This window comes from Mogibacterium diversum (assembly GCF_002998925.1).
GTDB classification, from domain to species: Bacteria; Bacillota; Clostridia; order Peptostreptococcales; family Anaerovoracaceae; genus Mogibacterium; species Mogibacterium diversum.
Window position 1 is genome coordinate 841,012 of sequence record NZ_CP027228.1, and the last position, 25,887, is coordinate 866,898.

Here is a 25,887-nt window from a genome sequence, read left to right on the forward strand (position 1 = left end):
TTCCTCCTTTACATATCAAGTGTAAGAAAAAAACAGAAAAAAATAAATGGACCTGCATAAACAGGTCCAAAATATTCTAAAAAAGTTATTCTTTAAGAAGTTTTCATGCGTTATTCTTCAGGCTGAAGATAGCTAATATACGGAAGTCCTCTATACTTCTGATCAAAATCAAGGCCATAACCAATTATGAATAAATCATCGACAGTAAATCCGATATAATCAGCTACAAAACCAGTTGTTCGGCGTGATGGCTTGTCAAGCATTGTGCAAACCTTGATGGTCTTTGGATTCCTCTCCTTAAGCTTTTCGAGCAGGAAAGTAAGAGTAGTACCCGTATCGACTATGTCCTCAATGATAAGCACATTCTTTTGGTATAGGTTCATATCCGTATCCATCTTAATCTTAACGACTCCAGAGCTTGTAGTACTTGAGCCGTAGCTGCTGGCCTTAATAAAGTCAATGCTCGTATCTATCGTCAGTTCCTTTAATAGATCACACATCCACAGCACAGAGCCCTTAAGAGTACCTATTACTATAAGTTCCTCTCCTTCAAAGTCCGTAGAAATCTGCTTTGCAAGCTCCTTTGCACGCTCTCTAATCTGCTCTTCAGTATATAGGATTTTCCCAAAAATTCCACTTTCCGAAGCCTTAATATTAGCCATTTGCTCCCTCCACTTTAATAATAATCACGGTATACACTTCTTAAAAAGATTAAATTATTCTATTCTCCGTAGTTTTCCAGCAGTTTCTCGATTTCATCTAATAGAACTTCATGCCCTGATTTCTTGAGCGCACTTACTGGAATAATCTTATCCGCATTACTCATACCTAAAGTCTTTCGGATTTCTAAGATGTTTTTACTACGCTGATTAGATGACACTTTGTCAGCTTTCGTCGCCACAACGATGCCATCTAAATTGAAATACTTAAGATAATCATACATCTGAACATCCTGCGCAGAAGGTTTATGCCTGATATCTACTAGCTGAATCACTTTGAGGAGGCCTTCTCTATTCTCAAGATAGCTTTCCATCATCGCGCCCCATTTCTCAGACTCAGATTTTGATACTCTTGCATAACCATATCCTGGTAAATCGACAATCCTGAACTCATCATTTATCCTATAAAAATTGATAGTTCTGGTCTTGCCAGGGCTACCGCTAACTCTTGCTAGATTTTTTCTTCTAGTCAGCAAGTTAAGTAGCGACGATTTTCCTACATTTGATCTACCTGCAAAAGCTATCTCTGGTACACCAGATTCAGGGTATTGCGCAGATTTGACTGCAACTGCCTCTAGTTCAGATTTATTTATCTGCATATCTCATCCTCTTTAACTACTTGCTTTATCCTGTTTTTTGCTCGCCTCATCCTCAAGTATAATCTCTTTAAATGCATCCTCAACTGTCTCGAGGAACACAAAATCAAGCTTTTTGCGGACTGATAGCGGTATTTCTTCAGTATCACGCTTATTGTCAGCAGGTAGAAGTATTTTTCTAATCCCCTGCCTGTACGCTGCGAGCACTTTCTCCTTGATTCCACCTACCGGTAGGATTCTACCCCTCAGTGTAATCTCACCAGTCATAGCGACATCTCTCCTAACCCTTTTGCCAGACAAAGTAGAGAAAAGAGCTGAACACATCGTCACGCCTGCTGACGGTCCGTCTTTTGGAGTTGCACCTTCAGGAATGTGAACCTGAAGGTCGTTATCCTTAAATATACTATCTGGAATGTCGTACTTCGAAGCTACAGATCTGATATAACCCAGAGCTGCCTGAGCCGACTCCTTCATCACGTCCCCCATCTGACCAGTCAGTATGAGTTTTCCGCTTCCCGGCATCTTGATTGTTTCAATCTCAAGGGTTACCCCTCCAACAGCCGTCCATGCCATCCCCGTTGTTACACCAATCTGAGGACTTAAATCATCGAGATCCTCTCTAAATATCTTTTTACCCAGATACTTTTCAAGGTTTCTAGATGTAATTAAGTACCTATGCTTCTTCTCAGTTAAAATATTTTTTGCTACTTTACGGCAAATCGATCCGATTGCACGCTCCAGATTACGAACACCAGCTTCTCTCGTATAGTAGTTGATTATATCGCGAATTACTGATTCAGAGAACGATAGCTGACTCTTTCTTATAGCATGCTCTTTAAGCTGCTTTGGAATCAGGTAATTCTCTGCAATATGAACCTTTTCCTCCTCGATATAACTTGAGAGTTCAATGACTTCCATTCTGTCGAGCAAAGCTCTTGGAATGGTCTGAGTTGTGTTTGCGGTGGTTATAAACATTGCTCTCGATAGATCAAATGGCACTTCAAGATAATGATCTGTAAACGTCTTGTTCTGTTCTGGATCTAGCACTTCTAGCAGTGCGGATGCAGGATCTCCCCTAAAATCGCTTCCAATCTTATCAATCTCATCGAGTAAGAACAGCGGATTATTCGTCCCAGCTTCTATGAAGTTATTGATAACTCTACCAGGAATTGCGCCAACATAGGTGCGTCTATGACCCCTAATCTCTGCCTCATCACGAACTCCACCTAACGACATCCTCACAAACTCTCTATTAGTAGCATGAGCAATTGACCGAGCTATAGATGTCTTTCCGACGCCCGGAGGTCCAACGAGACAGATGATGGGTCCCTTTGCTCCTTTTGTAAGGTGCATAACAGCAAGCTGCTCGATAATCCTCTCTTTAACCTTTGTTAGACCGTAATGCTCGTTATTAAGTGTTTTTTCAGCTTTTCTGATGTTCGTATTAACCCTTGACTCTTTGTTCCAAGGAAGCTCCAAAATAGTCTCTATGTAGGTCCTGCTCACGTTTGCATCAGGGCTCATCATATTCATCTTACGGAATTTACTGATTTCCTTGCGAAGCTTTTCATCAACCTTCTCATCTAATTTAAGTTCATCGAGCTTTTTAAGCCATCCATCCGCCTCATCATCAGAATCATCATCATTCTCGCCAAGTTCTTCTTTGATGACATTCAGCTGTTCACGTAGATAATACTCACGTTGACCTTTATTCATATTTTGCATAACACGATTGTTAATGCGCTTTGTTAGTGTCAAAACCTCGTTTTCCCTAGAAATTGTCTCAATAAGCTGCTCTATCAACTCATTTACTGAATTCAACTCTAGTAGTCCTTGCAGAACATCATACGGCACAGCAAGTTCTCCCGCTATAGTGTAGGCGAGTTCTACCGGATCTTCTACCCCATCTATCAGAGCCCGTGCAGCAGCTTCTCCGGAGTTACTCATCTCGACATAACTGAAGTAAGTCTCTTTAAGCACTCTTACAAGAGCGATAACATTTAGTTCATAATTCTCTTCAGAAATAGTATCAAGTACTTCGTAATCGCAATATAGAGTGTCATCTTCGTCATATACAGCAGAAAGCCTAATACGGTTTACACACTCTGCGAGCACTCTCACGTACTCCTCATGGCGCTTTATAACTTGTTTAACACGAATCTCTACACCAGTCGTGAATATATCCTCTTCCTTTGGTGCATTTATAGAAATATCTCTTTGAGTTGCTACAATGAGATGTTTATCTTCGCTCATAGCAGCATCAAGCGATTTAAGGGACTTGTCTCTTCCGATATCAAATCCAACTATTGTATTTGGAAAGAAGGTCTGTCCCCTAAGTGGTATGAATGGTACTCTAACTTTCATACTCCCTCCTTAAGTCCCTATACCACAAGACGGCATCAAACATTAATGCCGCCTTGAGATATCATTTGAAATTTTATGCGTCTTTTTCCTTGCTTTCAGAATCTGTCACTAAAATAGGCATAGTACCCTTTTCGACAGTCTCTTTAGTGACAATGCACTTGTGCACATCATTTCTTGACGGCAACTCATACATGACATCTGTCATCATGCCCTCAAATATCCCTCGCAGGCCTCTAGCACCTGTCTTAAGCTCAATTGCCTTGTTAGCTATGGCAGAAATTGCCTCTTCTTCAACCTCAAGCTCAATGTTGTCCATAGCAAGCATGGTTGTATACTGTTTAATTAGCGAATTACGAGGCTCCTTCATGATTTTGCTGAGAGCTTCTTCGCTCAGTTCATCAAGTGAAACGATTACAGGAAGTCTTCCTATCAGTTCTGGGATAATTCCAAACTTTAGCAAGTCCTCCGGCTCCACCATCGACAAAATCTCCTTCTCATCGATATCGTGAGCAGAATCATTTGTACCATTGAAGCCGATAACCTTATTTCCAAGCCTGCGCTTTATTATTGTCGAAAGCCCAGCAAAAGCACCGCCACATATGAATAGCACATCCTTAGTGTCGAAATGGATAAATTCTTGCATTGGGTGCTTCCGTCCGCCTTGAGGTGGTACGTTTGCCACCGTTCCCTCGATAATTTTGAGAAGTGCTTGCTGCACTCCCTCCCCGCTTACATCTCTAGTAATAGATGTATTCTCAGACTTGCGCGCAATCTTATCAATCTCATCGATATAGATTATTCCCTTTTGCGCTCTATCAAGATCACCATCTGCTGCCTGATATAGTCTTAAGAGAATGTTCTCGACATCTTCACCTACATATCCAGCTTCAGTTAGCGACGTAGCATCAACTATTGCAAACGGAACATTGAGGATGCGAGCCATCGTCTGAGCTAGCAGCGTCTTACCGCTACCAGTCGGTCCTAGCATCAAAACATTGCTCTTCTGAAGCTCAACTGCATCGTTGTTCTTCTCATCTGCATTTTGCTCTAAATATTTAATCCTCTTGTAGTGATTATAAACAGCTACAGCAAGACTCTTTTTTGCAGTTTCCTGCTCTATTACATATTCTCCTAGCTCTCTCGCAATCTCCTTTGGAGTTGGTAGCGTAGTCAGCGTCTCATGCACTTCACCCGTCACCCCATCTTCCTTGAGGAGTTCCGAGCAAAGCTCAATGCATTCGTTACAGATATTTACATCCTGACCTACGATTATACGTCTAACTTGGGAGCTAGTCTTGCCACAGAATGAGCAAACTAATTCATTTGGATTATGATTGTTATCCAAGCTCTACCTCCAGCTATCTGCTCAATTCATCTCTAGACAGAACCTTATCTACAAGGCCATATTCAACTGCCTCTGAAGCTGACATAAAGTTGTCTCGGTCAGTATCCCTTAAAATCATTTCATAAGGTTGACCTGTCGCTTCAGAAAGTATCTTATTGAGCTTTTCCTTTGTCTTCTGCATCCACTCTGCCTGAATCTTGATGTCTGACGCCTGGCCCTTAGCTCCGCCAAGTGGCTGGTGAATCATAATCTCAGCATTAGGTAGTGCAAAACGCTTTCCCTTTGTGCCTGCCGTCATGAGGACAGCTCCCATGCTCGCAGCCATCCCAAAGCAGATAGTAGCGATATCAGGCTTAACGTACTTCATCGTATCGTAGATACCCATTCCTGCCGTTACGGAGCCACCTGGTGAATTGATATAAATATTAATATCCTTCTCAGGATCCTCGGCTTCTAGAAACAATAGCTGTGCAACGACAACACTCGCAAGATGATCATCTATTTCTTGGTCAATAAAGATAATCCTATCTTTGAGCAATCTAGAATAGATATCATAGCTGCGCTCGCCGCCGCCAGTCTGTTCAACTACGTAAGGTATTAAACTCACTATGCTTCCTCCCTATGGCAGATATATCTGACTGAGAGCCTACTTGCTCTCCTCTGCCTCTTCCTTCTTTTCAACCAGCTTAGCGTTATCGAACATGAAATCGATAGCCTTGCGTGTCTTTACATCTTCAGCGAAGAATCTAAGATTTTCTTCACCCATAACCTTTTTAACCTGATCGATAGACTGTCCATACTGCTCAGCGAACTTCTGTAGCTCTTCCTCTAGTTCAGCCTCAGTAGCCTCGATACCCTCCTTGGCAACAACTGCTCTGATGAGAATTCTCATAGCAACTCTCTTCTTGGCATCCTCTCTTGCTCCCTCTCTTACATCATTAATTGTCTGTCCGAGAAGCTGCATGTACTGATCAAGAGATAGTCCCTGGTAAGCGAGCTGCTGATTCATCTCGTTAACCATTCTATCGATTTCTTCTTCTACCATTGCTGCAGGAACTTCAACTTCATTTACTTCACAAAGCTTATCTAGAAGCTCGTTCTTCATCTGGGCTTCATCTCTATCCTTTGCATTCTTTTCAAGATTCTTCTTAACATCAGCCTTTAGTTCTGCTAGTGTCTCAAACTCGCTTACATCACTAGCTAGATCATCGTCAATTTCAGGGAGAACTTCTACCTTTATCTCGTGGATTTTTGTCTCAAATAGAGCATCCTTGCCTGCGAGATCCTTTGCATTATAGTTCTCTGGGAATGTAACTCTAACTTCTACTTCCTCACCAGCTTCCTTGCCGATTAGCTGATCTTCAAAGCCTGGGATAAACTGTCCAGAACCTAGCTTAAGTTCAAAGTTCTCAGCCTTTCCACCATCGAAATGCTTTCCATCGATGGACCCATCAAAATCGATAACAACTGTATCACCATCCTGAGTCTTGCGACCTTCAACTGTCTCAAGTCTAGCCTGGCTCTTCTGAATTCTCTCTAGATCTGCATCAACATCTGCATCAGTAACCTCTGATGCAACCTTTGTTACCTCCAGATTCTTGTAATTCTTTACTTCAACCTCTGGGAAGAGCTGAACAGTTGCATTAACTGTTACGTCTTCACCCTTCTTAACCTCTCCAACCTCAAGCTGTGGATTAGCAACAACCTCAAGGTCAAGTTCTACTACTGCTTCAGGATAAGCCTTGTTGAGCAGACCATTTAAAGCCTCATCATAGAAAATATCCTCGCCATAGTTATTCTCGATAATCTTTCTAGGCGCCTTGCCCTTACGGAATCCATCAATAGAGAACTTGTCTTTGTTCTTCTTGTATGCGTCTACGATAGCATCCTCGAACTCGTCAGCGGTGAATACGAGGGTGAATTTAGCGATGTTATTTTCCTTTGAGATCAGATTAGTGTTCATTATATATCCTCCTAAATTTTGTTCCTTAAATAATTAATGTTGATATTATGTTATACATGTGGAGTCTTCATATTCTATTCTGCAAAGCCCTTCTGAAGCTTTGAGATATTCTCCGCTTTAAGATTGTACTTCTCAGCCAGTTTACTAGCAATATACTTAAAATCTTCTTCACTTCCGTGGTACCATTCGAGTTCCATCTCTGAAATAGGAACGTCTCCCGATTCACCATGAACAGTGCCGATGTCAAAAGAGAGAGCGCTTATGGAATCACCTGTGTCAATTTTAAGCAATTCACGTGTGAAATCCATCTTCATAACTTCTTTCAACTTCTTGCTTCCTGCTGCCTTGATAAGCACATCATACGCTTCACTTGACTCGAAGGCTTCAATGTCAGGCTCCATAGCGAACCTTTCATCGTTGATTACTAAATTGAACTCTTCTCTAGAGTGAAGTCCATCTTCAACCTTGTTATCCCACTTCACTGTAGCAGTAATGCGGTCGTTCTCATATCTAACCCTATAGGCGATCCCCGCTTTACGAAGATCAAGATCGTCCGTATCAAAATAAACCGCCTTCATGTCGATTACTTCTAATGCATTGCGATCAACATAATCATCAAGCATTGAATCATTTATAATTTTATCTACAAGAGACGTGTCATCGATACAAAATTTAAACTCTGTTTCCATATAAACTCCCAATAGCCGCTAGTACGGCATTTTTCGTAATATCAATTGATTTTACATAAAACCGTTGATTTTGTCAATGCGAGAGCCACTTCGGCACCCACTTTTGAGCATTTCTACACACTTTTAACATAAAAAATACCGCTTTTGCGGTATTATTCGTCCAATTTCTTTAATTTAATTTTTGTATCATACCCTTCAAATAGCGTATCTGTCATTCTTATGAAGTTTTCCGAGAGGTCACTGGCGTAGAATCTATCTGGGAAGTCATTTTCTTCTGCCAACATATCCCTTTCTGTCAGTATGTCCACAACATCGCTTATAACCTCAGCTGAAGAATTATATAGCCTTAGCTTCGGATAAAGCCTACTTATATTTGGTGCAATAAGCGGATAATGAGTGCACCCAAGAATCAGACTATCTAGCTGATTTTTCTTTACAAAATCATCCATGTAATACTTAATTGTAAGATCCATTATCTCATTATCAATAATTCCTTCTTCAATCAGCGGCACAAAAGCCGGACAAGCTAGGCTAAAGGTGTTGATATTTGGATTAAGTTCATGAATTCTCTCGGCATAGACCCCACTCTCTATCGTCACCTTTGTTCCGATAATCCCTACATTGAGAGTGTTATCTGCGGCTACACGTCTAGCTGTCGGATCTATTACCCCGACAATTGGAACTTCAGGATGCCTTTTTCTCAGCATATCAAGCGCCATTGCTGTAACAGTATTGCAGGCGATTACAATCAGCTTAACGTTCTTGCTAACCAGATAGTCAACTATCTGTGCAGAGAACTTGCAAACTGTCTCTGGTGACTTGGAACCATACGGAGTCCTCGCAGTATCGCCAAAATATAATACTTTTTCATTTGGAAGGGCGCACTTAAGAACTGGCACGCTAGTCAGGCCACCAAGCCCAGAATCAAAGAATCCTATTGCTCTATTATCCATCTCCCTCTCCTTAACAAAAAAGCGAGGTTACATATAAACCTCGCTCACGTGGTGCGGATGGAGGGACTCGAACCCTCATGACTGTTCGTCACACGGACCTGAACCGTGCGCGTCTGCCAATTCCGCCACATCCGCTCATGCAGTTTTAAACTGAAATAGACAAGCGATATTATACAATAATTAAAAAAAAATGTAAATATAAAATACTCATAGCAAAACCGCGCTGAGAAAATCAGCGCGGCGATATAATCTATCAGTTATATTATTCGTCTTCTTCTGCCATTGCTGCTTCAAAAGCCTTCACAGCAGTATTGAACTCTTCCTCATCGTCGATATCTACGATATCAAATGTATCAGCATCGATATCCTTATATCCATAGATGTATACATCATCAGTTCCATCAATTGGGGCAAGAGCAATATACTCCTTGGAATCAGCTTCAAATGTTCCTAGAACATCGCAATCAACTGCAGTTCCGTCGTCAAATTCTAGAGTGATTATATCCTCTTCTTCTTCAATCATGTTACGTTCTTCCTGAGACATAGTTACTCTCCTTTTCTCTATCTGTGTTAGGTTAATATAACATTAATATGTTCATTTATCAATGCATTTCCGTTATTTCTTGCTAAAGTATTCGATTATACTCTCTGCAGCCCTGCTGTTAATGGTATCGCAAGCAAGAAGCTCTTCATAGCTAGCACGTTTTATCGATTCAATATCTTTGAAATGCTTTAATAACTCCCTTCGTCTAGACGGTCCGATTCCTGGAATTTCTTCTAAAGCCGACTTGGTCATCGCAGAAGTTCTTCGCCCTCGCTGGAAAGTTATCGCAAATCTGTGAACTTCCTCTTGGATACGGCCGCAGTAACTGTATAGAAGTGGATCTCCTTCGAGCTCAATCTCCGAACCATCGCCAAAAACAATAGCTCTAGTCCTGTGGACATCATTCTTCGCAAGACCCACTACAGGAATCGACATACGTAGTGCAGAGACAACTTTCTGTACCGCATGCACCTGTCCTAGGCCTCCATCTATGAAGAGTATATCCGGATATGTGCTAAACCCTGCGTCACCATCTTTTGCACGCTTTAATCGTCTATAGATAACCTCCTGAAGCGACGCATAGTCATCTCCCTCAGCATCTTCACTCTTGATTTTAAACTTTCGATAATCATTTCTAATCGGCTTTGCACCTTCATATACAACCATCGCACCGACAGTGTCTAGGCCGTTCATATTAGATATATCATAGGCTTCAACTCTATATTCGCGATCATCTCCATCTTCAATGATATACGGAATTGAGCCTTCAACTTGTGCTGCCTTCTTAATTAGCCTCGTAATCTCATCTCTAAGTTTATCTTTCTTCTCGGCATCGCGCTCCGCTCTTTCATCTAGGCCCTTTATAACCTGCAAAGAATCATTTATCGCAAGATCAAGAATCGCCTTCTTTTCACCACGCTCCGGAACGATTATCTTGGTGTGATGCATAGTATCACTCTTCGCCTTTGCATTCTCTTCATTTGTGTTGTTGAGAAGGCCTATGACGAGATCTTCTTCATCGATGTGCTCCGTGAGCAAAATCTCCTTAGGCAGCTTGGCACTTCCCGTGTAGTACTGCTTTATAAATGCAGAAACCATCTCATTTCTTGTACTGCTTAGGTCAGAATCATGTTCATTCATATAGTGAATCTCGCGCCCTATGAGTTTGCCTTCTCGCACCTTGTATTGAGCGATAATTTCACTGTTCTGAGCAATTAGCGGCAGTAGTACATCTATGTCTCTATCCGTAGCCATAGTTGCTCTCTGCGTTTCTCCAAGCGCTTTAAAGGCATTTATATAATCCCTGTATTTAGCAGCTTCCTCATACTCCATTTTGTCAGAGGCTGACATCATCTTCTCTTTAAGCTCCTTGATAAGTTTAGCATCCTTACCATTTAGAATCTTGAGAATACTATCTATCATCTCATCATACTCGGTCTTATCTACAGCATTTATGCAAATACCTTTACATTTCCCGATGTGATAGTTTAAACACGGACGGAAGTTTGCCGGGAACTCCTTAGTCTTACATTTCTTGATAGGATAAATCTCATCGATCAGCTTTATAATCTTTGTAACAGCCCCGCTATCTGAATACGGTCCGAAATACTTATTGCCATCTCTCTTTACTTCCCTCGTCCTGATAACGCGCGGGAACTCCTCGCTAACAGTAACCTCTATATAGGGGTATGTCTTTCCATCTTTGAGCAGGATATTATACTTCGGCATGTACTTCTTGATGAGATTGCACTCTAAAATCAGCGCCTCCATCTCCGTAGCACATGTAATATAGTCGAATTCCGCGATGTTATCCACCATAGCACGCACCTTAGGTGATTGCTGTGAGGATTTATGAAAATACTGCGAAACACGATTTCTTAACTTAATAGCCTTGCCAACGTAAATTACGTTACCAAGGCTATCCTTATGCATATATACTCCCGGTGAAAGGGGTAATTTTTTAAGCTCCTCTTCGATGTTAAACATTGAATATTGTCCCTATTATGATATCTGACCCTTTTCTTATCTATAAGTCCAGTTACGCCTTCTTCTATCCTCTTCTATTTCGAGCCTCTGTCTCGCAATCTCACGGATTTTCTCCTTATGCTTTCGAGCCCTTAATCTCTTCCTACGTCTTCTTATATTTCTAGCACGTACTAAAAGTAGAAAAATTACGAATAGTATCACACATATAGTTACCGTCATCATATTGGAAATATATATATAAGACGGCAACCACCCCACTTTATCATCTTCAGTGACAACTAAATCTACCGTTCCTGTAAGCTCATTTGCTACATAAATGCGGTATTCTCCAACCTTATCGCCTGATTTTAGCGGTGCTTCAACATTATTGTATATAACTGCTTCGGTTTTTACGAGAGAATCACTCCCCTCTGGAGGAATATAGACATATCCCTTGCTAGATGTATAAACCTTCATCCTGGTTTTTGCACCATGTTTAACCTTGACTCTACCGACTTTTACACCCTTCTTAATAATGACCTTCTGGGTTGCTTTTTTAAAGCCATAGTCGAACAGCTTAGTTGCATCCTCTGCGGACTTGCCCTCCGCTTCGTCAAACAATACAACCACAAGACTCATATCGTTATGAGTTACGTATGCTAGGAATACTTCTTTGCCCTCAGGTTCTGTGAGTTTTGAGTAAGTACCGCCCTTAAACCCTTTGTAGGAATCACTTCCCGTCATAAATGGGTGCGTATTGGTAATTTTTTTATCACCACCACCATCTGTTACCTTGACAGTATGACTGCTTTCGCCAGACATTCTCTTGATGGCACCGTATTGGTATGCTGCTTTGGCAATTTTTGCCGTATCTTCAACTGTGGAGTACTGATCAGTATCATACTCTCCAGTCGCATTCGTATATCTAGTATTGACTAGTCCAAGCTGCTGAGCCTTCGAATTCATCTGGTCGACGAAGTTCGCCTCCGAACCTGCTGAATAAATTGCCAAAGCTCTGGCTGACTCCGCATCTCCTGACATCAGCATGGTGTACATGAGGTCTTCGACCTTGACATTTGACCCCGATGGAAATGTGGTGCCTGCACTGTAGACAGCATCCGAAATCTGGACATTGTTCTTATATTCTTTATCATCATGCATGTTGTCGATGACAACCATAGCTACCATGAGTTGCACTGTGCTCCCAGGTTGGAGCTTTCTGTCTTTGCGAGATGAGTAAACAACCTCACTCGTAGACGCCGAAAGGACGACCGCCGATTCTGCCTCAATCTCTGGTGCAGAAATGGTGCTCGTCTTTGCTTTTGCTTTTTTCTTTGAAGCGGCAAAGCTTGTATTAATATTGATGGTGACCATCAATGATGACACCAGAAGCATCACCATGACGGTCACCAAAATTCTCACAAAACTTTTATTAATATTTTTTGAATTAACAGCCTTGTTACTTGTTCTCATTCTCAAACTTTTCCATATAAGCGACGAGAGCTTCAACACCTTCTAAAGGCATTGCATTGTATGTGCTTGCTCTCATTCCGCCAACAGTTCTATAACCAGCAAGGTTAATCATACCCTGTTCCTTTGCGCCAGCGATAAACTTCTTATCGAGCTCTGGATCTCCTGTTACGAAAGTAATGTTCATCAGCGATCTGTCTTCCTTAGCAACTGATGGCTTGAACATCTCGCTCTTATCAAGGTAGCCATATAGAAGGTTAGCCTTCTCAACATCTCTCTCGTGAGTAGCCTTTACACCACCATTTTTAAGAAGATACTTGAACACTTCGCCAGCAATGTATATTGGGTAGCATGGAGGTGTATTGTACATCGATCCCTTCTTAGCGTGAGTAGCATAATCTAGATAAACTGGAGTGTTAGCAGGTGCCTTTCCAACGAGATCTTTTCTAACGATTACAATCGTAACACCAGCAGGTGCAACATTCTTCTGCGCGCCGGCATAGATTAGACCGAACTTAGTAACATCAACTTCCTCAGAAAGAATGCAAGATGACATATCGGCAACTAGTAGATGATCACCTACATCAGGAACTTCGTTGCAATGTGTACCGAAGATTGTGTTGTTGTAGCAAATGTGAACGTAGTCTACGTCAGGTCTGATATCCTCTGGCTTAAACTTAGGAATATATGAATAATTGTCTTCCTCAGAGCTTGCAAGAATCTTTACATCACCAAACTTAGTAGCTTCTTCATAAGCCTTCTTAGCCCAGTTACCTGTGATGAGGTAATCAGCTTTCTTGCTGCCAGTTAGCAGGTTAATTGGAACCATGGAGAACTGGAGAGTTCCACCACCCTGAAGGAACAGAACATAATAATCATCAGGAATGTTCATCAGAGTTCTTAGATTCTTCTCAGCATCCTCAATAATCTGCTTGTACTCTGCCGATCTGTGGCTCATCTCCATTACAGACTCGCCTGTGCCATCGTAGTTGAGCATCTCTGCTGCAGCTTTCTCTAGTACCTCTACAGGTAGAGTTGAAGGACCTGCAGAGAAGTTAAATACACGTTCATTTGTAGCCATTTAAATACCTCCAAATTTGTTTCAAACTTACATAAAAATTGTAGCACTTTCAACATTGAATGTAAAGAATAATAATGCTATACTTAATATCGTAAATAGTGCATTTTTCAACACTTATGGCTGTGTACAAGCCGTCTAGTTCGTGATTAATGGGCTGTTCAACGAATTATATTTTCAACACTTTGACCACGCCCCCTAACTCGGGAGGCAATAGGAGGTACTTAAGAATGGATAAGTTTAATATCGGTACGCTCAACAACATTTCACAGGTAGGTCTTGGTAGACTTACAGACAAGTATGAGTTGACAGAAGATATAGACACAGCACACGGAGTTGTAGTTCGTAGCTTCAAGATGCACGATATGGATTTCTCTGACAATTTACTCGCTATCGGCAGAGCTGGTGCTGGAGTTAACAACATTCCTCTAGACAGATGTGCTTATGAAGGAATCGTAGTATTCAATGCACCTGGAGCAAACTCCAATGCCGTAAAGGAACTTGTAATCTCTGCAATGATCGTAGGAGCTAGAAACATCTGCGAAGGAGTTGCTTGGACAAATACTCTCGAAGGTGATGTTGCTGGACAGGTAGAAAAGGGAAAGAAACAGTTCGCTGGAACTGAGATTTCTGGCAAGACTCTCGGAGTTATCGGATTAGGTGCTATCGGAGCAAAGGTTGCAAATGCAGCTCATGCTCTAGGCATGAACATCGTTGGAAACTCTGTAGTAATCCACCCAATCCTCACTGCCCCATGCGAGATGTATGACGATATCTCTGAGATGGTTAAGGTTTGTGACTATATAACTATCCACGTTCCATCCCTTCCTGAGACTAAGGGCATGATCAACAAAGCACTTATAGACAACATGAAGGAAGGCGCAATTATACTTAACTTCGCTAGACCTGATTTAGTAGTGAACGAGGATATCCTAGCAGGACTAGAATCTGGCAAGCTCAGAAAGTACCTGACTGACCTTCCAAGTGAAGATTTAGTCGGCAAAACTGGCGTAATCGCTACTCCACACCTTGGCGCTTCCACAGCAGAGGCTGAAGAGAACTGTGCTGCTATGGCTGTTGATGAGCTTATGGATTACCTAGAGAAGGGAACTATCAGAAACTCTGTTAACTTCCCTGCTGTTGAACTTCCAGCTAAGGAAGGATTTAAGAAGGTTAGCATTCTATTCAAGGGCGAACTCGATGTTGAGGCTGCTGTAAAGGCTGCTTATGGAAGCGTTGACGACGTATGCGTTGGCAAGAGCCGCTCAGAGTATGGTGCTGCGATTGCACTCGTACCTGCAGATGCATCTGGCGAGCTATCTGGAGAAGGAATCCTCAGAGTTCGCGAGCTGTAAGAAATACAGTGCTCAGGCTGTCGATTCTCTATGAATATGAAATGTGGCCTGTAATCTAGCAAACTTACTTGATAACACAAAACTGCTGGCAGATGCGTAACGCATTTGCCAGCAGTTTTAAATTCTTAATCAGATTAGCAATCTTGATTACTTCCGTAAAAAACGCACAGCTGACTTTCTCGCTTTCTCGATTGCTGCAGGTTCTTCACTTTCTACAGCGGATGAAGATATCCATCTTTTTCCAAATATGGTTTGTGCCGCTTCTATCATAATTCCCGAGGTATATAAATCCATTTCACTAGAAATTCCTTCGAGAAATGATAATTTAGTTCTTTCCTGTAATTCTTCTATTTTGACACGATGAAACATCATCTGCATAAGGCTAGATGCAGACCACGCACGGCAAAGCGCTTCCTCATCATAGAGCAACTGATGCGCAAGTAATTCAATTTCATTCGATGCTCCTATAAAGCCAATGGCAATGATGACTTTACAACGAAGGTTATCATCATTTGTATCTAAAAGCGAAACAAGAATATCACAGGCTTTATTACAAAACGGTAGATAAAATTCTCTATGCTTTAATTGCGATAATGCTTTTGCCAATAGATAAGCTGTGTATACTTTTACTTTTTCATCTATATTTTCATCCAGTTTCCCAAATAAAAGTACTATCCCTTCTCTGTCATGTTTATAAAAACCATTTTCAAGATGTAGATTTAAATTCAGTTCCCAGTCTTTGATAATAAGTTCATAGTGATATGAAATTTCATTACTTTCTGCTAAGTCGGCTGCAAATTTTATCCTCATGCCAGAATCGAAATCATTACTTTCCAACTCAAGATAGGATTTTTCTAAATCTGCCCTTGTAAGGTTGCTACGACGAGTTTTTTCGTCATTTATGTCCTTCTTTATTTTATCAACTGCTTCTGCTGCCATTACTTCCCTTTCTTATTGACCTAAAGTGCACCTAACAACCTATCAAGTCCAATTACACAAAAAAGAGGTTCAAAAAATTAAGAACCTCTTCTATAAAGCTATCTTTAAACCAAGATATTTACCGCATCGCAGACTGTCTCAATCTTGATATCACTTTCGCCTTCCTTGTACTCTCCATCGAGAGTCCACGGAACGTCGGAGCTCATCTCAAACCTGACAGTCTTTGCGCTATAAAATGCAATATCCTTAGTGTCTAAATCATTTGCCAACAGCGACCTTGCAATCGAATTCACATCTAGCAAGTTCTTAGGAGACTTGATAAGTAGAACCTCCATCAATCCGTCATTCATATCTACTCTGAATGAATCGAGCTTAAGCACTCCGCCTACGGATGTCGCATTACATACAGCACCAAACACCAAGTCCTCTTCAATAACACGTTCAGTCGGAAGTCCCTCGTCTGTGATAACCTTTACATGTTGGGATTTAATATTAACTATGTCTTTGATTCCTTGTAGCACATATGCAGTGTGCCCAAGTAAATTCTTTAGGTTCTGCGGCACTGAATAAGATGTGCTTGTAAAAGCTCCAAACGAGGCCACATACGAGAAGTAGCGCCCATTAAACGAACCTACATCAAGCGTAATAGACTCATCATTTGCAATAGCTTTTGCCGCTTCGATGATATTTTTCGATAAACCGATGCTGGATCCAAAATCATTAGTGCTGCCAGCAGGAATATATCCGACCTTGCACTTAGCACCCGAAGATATAACGCCATCAATCATCTCGTTGTACGTACCATCTCCACCTGCACAGGCAACCACATCGTACTCATTAGCATATCGATGTGCAAATTCTCTTGCGTCACCTGATTTCGTTGTCACCAGCACACTGGTTAAACACCCAGCATCTGAAAAAATCTGCAGAATATCACTTAAATTCTTGCTCGCCTGCATAGTGCCTGCACGAGGATTTAGAATAAATAGCAGTTTTTTTCTATCGATAGTTTCAATAATATTTAATTCTTCCATATCGTTCACCTCAAGTTAACCTGAGACTATAGCCCCACCAATTTATTAGAATTATTTCACTAGTACTCACAAGCTACAGCTTGCGGTGCGCCTTTCTCTGCTTTTCTTTACGAAGCTCTTCTTCGTAGCCTTTGACAAATTTACGGCTTAACTTAACTGCAATTGTTTCTAGTTCAGCGCCGTAATTATCATTACCCGATATAATGTATCTCTTTGATTTTTCCTCGCCAAGTAGCATCGACTTCTTTTCAATATACTCAATCATCTTTTCATGACTCAGCCTATTCCGCTGCATGACTTCATCCCATGCCTTATTGAACATCATCCCGACGCACAGTATCCACGAAATTATATAGAACCACAGCATCAGAGCGACAATCGACGCGAATGCACCGTACAGAATGTCGTAATTTACCGAGTAACTGATGTAATTTGCATATATCGTGGTCGCAATCAAAAGTCCAAACGACGAAAATACAGCCCCAGGAAGTATCGCTCTAATCGGTACTCTTACAAGTGGCAATATATAATAATTTAAAGTAATCATGGCGAAGAAAGATATCGCCACAATCGGTAGTTTTAGTGCAATAAGAGCTTTTGCGAGGATTCCACCATTAAATAACTTGTAAAATATATCTTCTCCATATACGAATACAACAAGTGTAAATGCTACTGCGAAAATTGTAATAGCAGCTGCGGGAACAGCTTTCAGCCTCTCTGCAAAGAAGTTGAATTTATAAGCACCTTCAGTTAGTGTATAACTCGTCAACCTAGAGAGCGAGAACTCCAGGGCAGAAGCTGACCAAAGCGCTAAGAAAATCATGATGAAGTTACCAAGCCTCACAGATGAAGCGGAAAATAGCCCCATTACGAACCCGCTAAGCTGCGAATCAACATTGTGGTTGAGCCAATTCTTTATAATATCTAATGATAAGTCAAAAACTCCTAGTACCTGTGAAAGCACTATGAGTGTTGGAACACTGGCCATGAAGAAGTAATACGCAACCTGTGCGGCAAAACCCGCATAATACTGGTCGTCGAACTGTCTGAATATGTGAAAGACAATTTTAATAAGATTGTCTTTATTCAGGCGAACTTTCTTTTTCTTCTCCTTGTCAATATTAATATTTGACTTATTTTCTGTCTCTTTGTTCATTGATAAGTTCCTCTAGCTTCAGAAGCGACTTAGCCCTATGGCTAATTCTGTTCTTGAGCTCTGCAGGCAGCTCACCAAAAGTCTGATCATATCCTTTTGGAATAAATATCGGGTCGTACCCGAAGCCATTCTCGCCACGCATATCCTCAGAAATGGAGCCTTCGCACTCTCCACGAGCAACAAGCTTCGTTCCATCTGGATATATAAGCGTAATCACTGACACAAAACGAGCCCCTCTTTCTTCGGTTGGGATACCGTCCATTAATTGAAGTAGTTTTACATTGTTGTCATGCGGAGTACAGCCTTCACCAGCAAATCGCGCTGAATAAACACCCGGCTTTCCCCCAATGCAATCAACGGCTATACCGCTATCATCTGCAACTACTATCCCGTCGCACTGTTTTGCAATCGTAGAAGCCTTTATGTAAGAGTTTTCTTCAAAAGTTGTGCCAGTTTCTTCTATTTCATCCTTTGGCAATCCCATCTCATCACGCGAAATAACATCCATGCCAAACTTAGAGAATATGTCGCGCATCTCACGAATTTTCCCTTCGTTCTGCGTCGCCAAAATCACTTTGTCCATCTACATCTCCTTAACAATACCCATTTTTTTGAAATAAAAGTCCGATTCACTTAAGACAACCTCGGTCTCTTATTCTCAAAAATCATAGTAATTATACCATAACGAACTGCTTATTTATGTATTTTATCTTGGTTTACAAATAAAACACGGCGTATTTTGTTAATGACGAATTTTTGGTATTATATTACTTGTAAAAGAAAGGATAATAGTGCTATGCAATTAATAGCTTCAAAAGTTTTTGTTATATTTTTATATATAGCTATAGGTTTTGCTGCGAATAAGCTTCGTATATTAGGAACAGACTCAATAAATCACTTGATTTCACTAGTTTTGAACATCACAACTCCATGCCTATTGATTTATTCAATCTGCGGTCAATCCATATGCCCTGATACATTTTCAAACACGATTATTATTATATTTCTCTCAATATTTATGTTCATTATATTCGGTGCAATATCGGTTAAAATCTCCAGATTATTTGGCAAGAAAAGCAACGATCAGCAAAATGTCTTATCGGTAGCTATGGTTACCTGCAATTCAGGTTTTATGGGCTTTCCTATCGCTCGCTCAGTATTTGGTCAAGTTGTGCTTTATTATTCAGTAGTCCAGAATATCGCATGTAACCTATACCTTTTTATAGGCTGCATGATTCAGATGAACCTCGGTGATAGCAAAGATGACTCAGGTAAGATTAGAGCCATAAGCAAAGAGACCATTATCAAGCCGTTCAAAAACGTCGTGACAATCGTCTCAATCTGTTCTGTAATTATTCTATTTTCTGGTATCAGGATTCCTGCCCCTGCCATGAATTTCCTATCATCTATCGGAGAAACAACTGTTCCGTTATCCATGATTATAATCGGTATCCAACTCGGCGATTGCAAACTCAGGGGTCTCATCACAGACAAAGAGTTAATTATTTCTAGCCTCGTATGTCTAGTGCTAGAGCCAGCACTTGCGATTGTCACCATTTGGTTTCTACCGCTAGCTAGCGTCTTAAAACTCACTATAGCTCTTTCATTTACATACCCTAGTGCTGTTCTCAGTGTAGCTTTAGCGGCTGCTGAACACAAGGATACTAAACTTATGTCAGAAGCCGTTGCCATGTCCACGATGATGTCGATGATTACACTTCCAATATGGATTATAGTTATTGGCCACTTATTCTGATATTCTATCGATGCCGAGCTCTTCTTCGGCTACCTTTAGCATGAGCGCACACTCAATTCTCTTTTTGTGAAGCTCACACCCAAAGTTGTAAACCTTGTTGATATCTCCATTAGTATGAAGATTATTAGCTGCACATCCACCAGAGCAATATAACTTAGCAAAACAACCACGGCACTTATCTCTAGTGTATAGGTTGTTATTGTATCTAAAACCGTCTATTATTTCCTGCTTTTCTATCCCATCATAGACATTTCCGACCTTGTAATCATCATCTCCCACGAACTGATGACACGGATAAAGGTCTCCAGACGGTGTAACCGCAAGGTATTCCGTACCTACACCACATCCGCTAACGCGCTTATAGATACAAGGTCCTCCCGTAAGGTCCACTGTATAATGATAGAAGTTAAATCCCTCGCCTCTCTTTTCTCTCTCTAGCATCTCAATGGCTAGTTTCTCATACTGCGCCTTCAAGATATCCAGATCTTCCTCATGAAGAGCATAATCGGTGCTAGGATCGCTGACAACAGGCTCTATACTGGTTTCTTTAAATCCAAGATCCGCCATAGCTAGCACGTCTTCAGCAAAATCCTTATTATGTGCAGTATACGTTCCACGCATATAATACTGTTTCTGTCCCCTATCCTCAGCTAGGCTCTTAAATTTTTCTATAATCTTGTCATACGTACCTTTGCCATCTTTACTCGTACGCATGAAGTCGTGTGTCTTTCGGCGTCCGTCCATGCTCAGAACGACATTGCTACATTCTCTATCTGCGAACTCGATTACATCATCATCAATCAGTACACCATTTGTAGTAAGCGTAAAATTAAAGTGCTTGTTATGCGTCTTCTCGAGCTCTCTTCCATACGCAACGAGTTCTTTGCATACGTCCCAGTTCAAAAGTGGCTCGCCACCAAAGAAATCAACTTCAAGATTCTTACGGCTTCCGGAATTTTCGACCAGGAAGTCAAGTGCCTGCTTACCAACTTCAAGAGACATGATTCCAGCTTTGCCACTGTACTCACCTTTACCCGCAAAACAGTATTTGCAGTCCATATTACATCCATGTGCGACGTGGAGACAGATTGCTTTAAGCACAGACTGTTTAGCTTTTAAATCGCCTGCAATCTCCTCAAATGGATCATCTGAGAAAAGCAGCTTCTCCGCCTTAAGTTCCTCGATATCAGCTATTGTCTCATCGACATCACTATCTGCAACTGAACCGTACTTAGCTTTTATCTCATCTATGATTTCCTCTCTAGGCACACCTTTGTCATACAAGGCGATTATATCGTAGGCTACCTCATCTACAGAGTGAACAGCTCCGCTATTCACATCCATCACTATGTTATATCCGTTTAATTTATACTGATGTATCATTTACTCTTGTACCATACCTCATAAAATTCATTTCGTTAATCTTCAATAATCGAAGAAATAGCTCAAACAATAAAAAAGCGCTGCAATAAGCAGCGCTTTCAGTTACTATTTGTTCTTAGCCTGTTCGCAATGCTGATTAGCAACGCTGCATGAAGTCTTGCTTGCGGACTGGCAAGATGTCTGGCACTCACCGCATCCACCAGAAAGTGTTGACTTTGCCATATTTCTTGTTGAAATTGTCTTAATTCTGCTCATTACGTTATCCTCCTAATTACTCGTTATAGAATATCAAATACGCTTAAAACTGTCAATCCTGACGCAGTTATTTGCATTTCATAATCATACTTCCGAATATACTCTGATTTTGAAAGTATATATTTATCTTTATTGCTTACTCCTGAGATTCTTCGGACTTCGCTTCAAGTTCATCAAGCGCCTTGATTAGCTCAACTGCATCAATTGCACCTGTAGCACAAAGTTTCTCGATAGCTGCAATCGTGTCCTTTGAACCTTTAGGTGTAGATTCAAGCTCCTTCTCTAGATCACTCAAGTCTAAAGTTTCTGTGCTTTCTGTACCTTCTTCACGCTCTTCGGTTTCTTCAGTTTCTACACTATCTGCACCTGTTCTGTCTTCAGATTCAGATGTCTTGACAACTCCTTCTGGATCCTCTGGTGCAGTTGATTCTGATTCAGCTTGCTCTGACGCACCAACCTCCGGTTTAGTTACTTCCAGCTCAGTAACCTCTGGTTCAGTTGGTTCAGCTTGCTCAGATTCATCAGCCTCTAGTTCAGTTACTTTCGATTCAATCGCCTCTGGCTCAGTTACCTCTACATATTCAGCTTCTGCAGATTCAACTGAATCTACAGAGTTAAGAGTCTCGGTAGCTTCCTCCGCGTTCACGCTAGAATAATTTGATACTTCCGCCCCAGGCACTTTTTCAAGAACCGATTCGTCAGCAACCGCATCGGCATTGGATGCCAAAGCTTCTTTTACATCAGAAGATTTGTCATTATCAGTCTTATCACCATCCGTTCTATCCTGAATCTCGCTTGATTCAGATGCAGAATGTGAGTTCAGAGATCTCTTATCAGCTGTAATCTCATAGTCGAACACAGCTTCAGTCTTCATGCTACGATTTAATATTCTGATTCTATCGGCCATCTTGCCATCTCCGGTAGCATTGACTGGAATCTGAATCGATACCCCTGCTTCGATCTCATATACCTCTTGTTGACCGTTTGTTGGTGGTAAATCCCACTCCTTAGTAACAGCATTAAACGACCTATGCAGGAATCTAACTCTTCCTCTCTTAACATCGATGTGATATATCACATCACCCTTTACACTAGGAATTAAGCATTCGCTCTGCTTTAGGCTGAGCTGCCCGCGAAGAGCAACAGTCCCCTTTGCTCTCTTATAAATAGCACCTCTATACTCTTGAATCTTTTTTGTCTCCGATTCTTTGACTATCATCACATCGCACTGTGCATGCCTAATGATGTATGATGCCGTAAGACCTATCGTGCTGCCTGCACCTGGCTTTGTAGACTTTGTCATGACAATCATCTCTGCGCCAAATTCCTTTGCCGCTTCGATAACTCTAGCTCCGGCACGACCTACTGCAGATCTCGTTATGACACTATATTTATCTATTGTCCTGGCAATAGAATTGAGTTTCTTGTCGAGTTCCTCTCGAATCTCTGCTTCCTCACCGAGAGAGAGCGCATATCCTGTATTTTCACGCACCATAACGAGCACAACCTCGAAAGCCTTCGGCGAAAACGTGGTTTTAAGCTGCTCAAGCGCTATTAAACTCCTAGGTGAACCATCAACTGGCACAAGAATTCTCTTCATCAAATCACCCTTACTACTTTCTAATAAGTACATTAATTTCCCATTTAAATATACAAATTAATTATACATTTTAGCGATATTAAAATCAAACTAAAGGGTGGCTAAACTATTTCAGCCACTTGTTTTTGGTCATTATCATCTCCTGTATAGCCATATATAACAGCAGGTACTCGTCATCCAGACTGCAGATTAGACTATTTTCAGTGAGCACATCTTCTTCGAAAGCAATTCTCGCATTTCCTGCAATCACGGCCTTCCTCACACCATCTATCGTGATGATGTAATTACAGCTAAGATTCGCCTTTCGCACGGCTCTAAATCCCTCTACATAAACACGTCCATCGCTCGTCTCAATAAAGTATGAATCACTATCGCTTTCAGTGTCTCTGTATAGAGTTCCATATTCTTCACCTGACATATAGAACTTAAATCCATTCTTCTCGGCTTTTGCAGATCCTGTAACCTGAGCGAGCATTTCACCAGTTTCTTCAATTGATTCATCACCTTCAGGTATCTCGTAGATTCTCACATTGAGAGGCTCATTTATCGTTCTCACATAGGTATACTCATTATCATCACTATCTCTATACAAACAGTCCGTGCTATTTGCATAGAAAAATTTAAATTTGCCCAGTGACTTAACAGCTGAATTATCGCCAACTTTGATTTTTTTTATTATTTCCGTTAAATCGTCAACCAAAACAGCACTCATCAACTTCCAGCTAGCAAAATGCGAATAAGTTTTGGGATTAACCGTCATGCTCTTCGTGTCCAGGACATCTTTAAAATGGGTTTCATTATCCGCATTTCTCACGATATGACTGAGTTCCGTGCCACTTTTAACGACAATATTATTTTTTTTATCCTTATAAATCGTAATATAGTCTTTGAATGGACTTGGTCCAAACATGATAGCATCTCCACTCGTAAAAGTGTTGCTCCCCATCCACGGACATCCTAAACATGTGTCAACAGTTCTTAGACATTCATAGATATGCTCTATAGTGATATCTTCACAGCCCTCAACGATTTTGTCATATAGGTTACGATCATTGTAGTGCTTTCCTCCTGTCGTCAGCCATATTGCCACTGCAAGTCCGACGAAAATACCACCTAAAATAAATTTCCCGACGGTGATTCCCATAATACCCATAGCCAGGCATAGGGCCATTAGAAGTCTGAAAAGTTTGTCTCCGTTCATACTCATTCCTTATAAGAGTGATGCAGGAATACCTGCATCACTCAAACACAACGCATTATCTCACTTTTAAAATTAGACTGTATTAGAGTCATTAAATATTTTTGATTAGCTTCTCTTTTTTGTTCATGATATGGCTATATCTTCTTAGTGCAACCATAGCATTCACCGCCTGCTCAGGTGTAGAGTAAGCAGGGATTCCCTTGTCTCTGAGTTTCATGATAGCTTCTCTGCATTCATTTCCACCCTGGCACTCCATAATGAATGGCTTTCCGAGATTCTTGTATTGTCTGTGAATATTAATTACAGTCTCAGTAATAGCCTCAACGTCAGTTACTGCAGTTGGGCAAACGGAAATCAAAATTCCATCAACGTGCTCATCTCTATATGCCGTTTTAAGTGCACCACCATACATATCAGAGGTTGCTGTTCCACTGATATCAACAGGGTTGAGAGGCGAACCGAATGCAGGCATGTAATTTCTGATATTCTCTCTAAGGTCTGGTGAGATATCCTTGAGCTCCTTTAAAGGCATGCCCAGTCTCTCAAAATGGTCAGCTGCTAGAAGTCCTGCACCACCTCCATTTGTGATGATAACTACATTGTCACCTCTCAGCGGAGGGCAGTTACCTAAAGCGAGTGAAGTATCTAAGAACTCCTGCCATGTCTTCTCGCGGAGAACACCTGATTCCTCGAATAACTTATCGTACTCAGCATTTGAATGACCCTGATTCTCAGATGCAGTATGAGCAAAAGCAGCTTTAACACCTATTTCAGAAGAACCAACCTTTATTGCAGTAATCGGCTTTTCGCACTCAAGGCAAGCTTTTTTAAATGCTTCAGGGCTATCTAGAGCTTCGATATAAACTGCGATGCATTTCGTATTAGGCTCTTTGTCTGCGTACTTAATCATCTCACAGAAATCAACATCAGCCTTGTTACCAAGTCCTACGAACATGCTGATGCCAAAGTGGTCAATCTGAGATGAGCCTAGCGCAGCTAGTAGGTTAGATCCTGACTGCGAAATCAGTGCAACTGGTCCCTTGTTAGGCAGATATGGTATAAATCCACAGTTGAAATCGTGGTATGGAGTTCCAATACCTACTAGGTTTGGACCTATCAGCGGAAGCTCGTGTTCACGGCAGAACTTGGTTATCTCATTTTGCAGGTCACCGTTTCCAACTTCCTTAAAACCAGATGATGAAACTACCGCTATCTTAACGTTTTTCTCAACGCAGTCTTTTAAAGCATCGAAAACACCCGTTGCTGGTAGCGATACGAATGCTAAGTCAACATCACCAGGAACATCCTTTATATTCTGATATGCTGGAATTCCAGCAACTTCTGTGGCCTTAACATTGATAGGGTAAAGCTCTCCCTCATATCCGCACTTTCTCAGTCCCTGGATTACCTTAAACCCAACCTTAGTCTCATTACGGCTAGCTCCTATTACAGCGATTGAGTTTGGCTTAAATGCGTACTCTAGTTTGTCAACGACGTATTGTCTTGCTTCCTTTACTTCCAT

General features: G+C 41.2%; 23 protein-coding genes and 1 tRNA gene. 2 read left to right on the plus strand and 22 right to left on the minus strand.

Going from position 1 to position 25,887, the window contains the following annotated elements:
• Positions 1-110: 110 nt before the first annotated feature.
• The 13 genes from hpt to serC form a co-directional block, all read right to left on the minus strand.
• A complete protein-coding gene (hpt, locus tag C5Q96_RS03965; protein WP_106057118.1) occupies positions 111-662 on the minus strand; it encodes a hypoxanthine phosphoribosyltransferase in 552 nt (183 codons plus the stop codon).
• Positions 663-721: 59 nt separating this feature from the next.
• The gene (gene yihA, locus C5Q96_RS03970) at positions 722-1,318 is read right to left on the minus strand and encodes a ribosome biogenesis GTP-binding protein YihA/YsxC (RefSeq protein WP_106057119.1); all 597 of its coding nucleotides are present in this window, start codon (positions 1,316-1,318) and stop codon (positions 722-724) included.
• A 12-nt stretch (positions 1,319-1,330) separates the two neighbouring features.
• Complete coding sequence (lon, locus tag C5Q96_RS03975) at positions 1,331-3,679, minus strand: endopeptidase La (RefSeq protein ID WP_106057120.1); 2,349 nt, start codon at positions 3,677-3,679, stop codon at positions 1,331-1,333.
• A gap of 73 nt (positions 3,680-3,752) precedes the next feature.
• Positions 3,753-5,024, minus strand: a complete 1,272-nt coding sequence (gene clpX / locus C5Q96_RS03980) for an ATP-dependent protease ATP-binding subunit ClpX (protein WP_106057121.1) — start codon at positions 5,022-5,024, stop codon at positions 3,753-3,755.
• Between the two features lie 13 nt (positions 5,025-5,037).
• The gene (clpP, locus tag C5Q96_RS03985) at positions 5,038-5,631 is read right to left on the minus strand and encodes an ATP-dependent Clp endopeptidase proteolytic subunit ClpP (RefSeq protein WP_106057122.1); all 594 of its coding nucleotides are present in this window, start codon (positions 5,629-5,631) and stop codon (positions 5,038-5,040) included.
• Between the two features lie 39 nt (positions 5,632-5,670).
• Positions 5,671-6,987, minus strand: coding sequence for a trigger factor (gene tig, locus C5Q96_RS03990; RefSeq protein WP_106057123.1), 1,317 nt, complete (start codon positions 6,985-6,987; stop codon positions 5,671-5,673).
• A 74-nt stretch (positions 6,988-7,061) separates the two neighbouring features.
• Positions 7,062-7,676, minus strand: a complete 615-nt coding sequence (locus C5Q96_RS03995) for a CYTH domain-containing protein (protein ID WP_106057124.1) — start codon at positions 7,674-7,676, stop codon at positions 7,062-7,064.
• Positions 7,677-7,828: 152 nt separating this feature from the next.
• Complete coding sequence (gene murI, locus C5Q96_RS04000) at positions 7,829-8,629, minus strand: glutamate racemase (protein ID WP_106057125.1); 801 nt, start codon at positions 8,627-8,629, stop codon at positions 7,829-7,831.
• A gap of 49 nt (positions 8,630-8,678) precedes the next feature.
• Positions 8,679-8,764 (minus strand) — tRNA-Leu (locus tag C5Q96_RS04005).
• Positions 8,765-8,891: 127 nt separating this feature from the next.
• Complete coding sequence (locus C5Q96_RS04010) at positions 8,892-9,173, minus strand: DUF1292 domain-containing protein (protein WP_094234034.1); 282 nt, start codon at positions 9,171-9,173, stop codon at positions 8,892-8,894.
• A gap of 72 nt (positions 9,174-9,245) precedes the next feature.
• The gene (gene uvrC / locus C5Q96_RS04015; protein WP_106057126.1) at positions 9,246-11,159 is read right to left on the minus strand and encodes an excinuclease ABC subunit UvrC; all 1,914 of its coding nucleotides are present in this window, start codon (positions 11,157-11,159) and stop codon (positions 9,246-9,248) included.
• 36 nt (positions 11,160-11,195) lie between these two features.
• A complete protein-coding gene (locus C5Q96_RS04020; protein ID WP_106057127.1) occupies positions 11,196-12,611 on the minus strand; it encodes a D-alanyl-D-alanine carboxypeptidase family protein in 1,416 nt (471 codons plus the stop codon).
• Positions 12,598-13,689, minus strand: a complete 1,092-nt coding sequence (gene serC / locus C5Q96_RS04025; RefSeq protein ID WP_106057128.1) for a 3-phosphoserine/phosphohydroxythreonine transaminase — start codon at positions 13,687-13,689, stop codon at positions 12,598-12,600. The genes C5Q96_RS04020 and serC overlap by 14 nt, the downstream gene beginning before the upstream one ends.
• Positions 13,690-13,916: 227 nt before the next feature.
• On the opposite strand from serC, the gene C5Q96_RS04030 reads away from it, so the two are divergent.
• Complete coding sequence (locus C5Q96_RS04030; RefSeq protein WP_106057129.1) at positions 13,917-15,041, plus strand: 3-phosphoglycerate dehydrogenase; 1,125 nt, start codon at positions 13,917-13,919, stop codon at positions 15,039-15,041.
• Between the two features lie 147 nt (positions 15,042-15,188).
• On the opposite strand, the gene C5Q96_RS04035 is transcribed toward C5Q96_RS04030, so the two are convergent.
• The 4 genes from C5Q96_RS04035 to C5Q96_RS04050 all read right to left on the minus strand — a co-directional run bounded on the left by C5Q96_RS04035 (position 15,189) and on the right by C5Q96_RS04050 (position 18,753).
• Positions 15,189-15,980: a HEAT repeat domain-containing protein gene (locus C5Q96_RS04035; RefSeq protein ID WP_106057130.1), complete on the minus strand. Its 792-nt coding sequence runs from the start codon at positions 15,978-15,980 to the stop codon at positions 15,189-15,191.
• A gap of 104 nt (positions 15,981-16,084) precedes the next feature.
• Positions 16,085-17,014 (minus strand): diacylglycerol/lipid kinase family protein, encoded by a 930-nt coding sequence (locus C5Q96_RS04040; RefSeq protein WP_106057131.1) that lies wholly within the window; start codon positions 17,012-17,014, stop codon positions 16,085-16,087.
• A 73-nt stretch (positions 17,015-17,087) separates the two neighbouring features.
• Entirely contained in the window at positions 17,088-18,170 is a 1,083-nt protein-coding gene (locus C5Q96_RS04045) for a YihY/virulence factor BrkB family protein (RefSeq protein ID WP_106057132.1), read from the minus strand.
• Positions 18,148-18,753 carry an XTP/dITP diphosphatase gene (locus C5Q96_RS04050; protein ID WP_106057133.1) on the minus strand — a complete coding sequence of 202 codons (606 nt, stop codon included), beginning with the start codon at positions 18,751-18,753 and terminating at the stop codon, positions 18,148-18,150. Before C5Q96_RS04050 ends, C5Q96_RS04045 begins: the two co-directional genes overlap by 23 nt.
• Before the next feature lie 213 nt (positions 18,754-18,966).
• On the opposite strand from C5Q96_RS04050, the gene C5Q96_RS04055 reads away from it, so the two are divergent.
• Entirely contained in the window at positions 18,967-19,926 is a 960-nt protein-coding gene (locus C5Q96_RS04055; protein ID WP_158696680.1) for an AEC family transporter, read from the plus strand.
• On the opposite strand, the gene scfB is transcribed toward C5Q96_RS04055, so the two are convergent.
• The 5 genes from scfB to C5Q96_RS04080 form a co-directional block, all read right to left on the minus strand.
• Complete coding sequence (gene scfB / locus C5Q96_RS04060; protein WP_106057135.1) at positions 19,918-21,309, minus strand: thioether cross-link-forming SCIFF peptide maturase; 1,392 nt, start codon at positions 21,307-21,309, stop codon at positions 19,918-19,920. The two genes, C5Q96_RS04055 and scfB, sit on opposite strands and share 9 nt — an antisense overlap.
• 105 nt (positions 21,310-21,414) lie before the next feature.
• Positions 21,415-21,564 (minus strand): six-cysteine ranthipeptide SCIFF, encoded by a 150-nt coding sequence (scfA, locus tag C5Q96_RS04065; protein ID WP_106057136.1) that lies wholly within the window; start codon positions 21,562-21,564, stop codon positions 21,415-21,417.
• A gap of 136 nt (positions 21,565-21,700) precedes the next feature.
• Positions 21,701-23,164: a universal stress protein gene (locus C5Q96_RS04070; protein ID WP_158696681.1), complete on the minus strand. Its 1,464-nt coding sequence runs from the start codon at positions 23,162-23,164 to the stop codon at positions 21,701-21,703.
• Positions 23,165-23,270: 106 nt separating this feature from the next.
• The gene (locus C5Q96_RS04075) at positions 23,271-24,365 is read right to left on the minus strand and encodes a hypothetical protein (RefSeq protein ID WP_106057138.1); all 1,095 of its coding nucleotides are present in this window, start codon (positions 24,363-24,365) and stop codon (positions 23,271-23,273) included.
• A 91-nt stretch (positions 24,366-24,456) separates the two neighbouring features.
• Positions 24,457-25,887 carry an acetate--CoA ligase family protein gene (locus tag C5Q96_RS04080; protein ID WP_106057139.1) on the minus strand — a complete coding sequence of 477 codons (1,431 nt, stop codon included), beginning with the start codon at positions 25,885-25,887 and terminating at the stop codon, positions 24,457-24,459.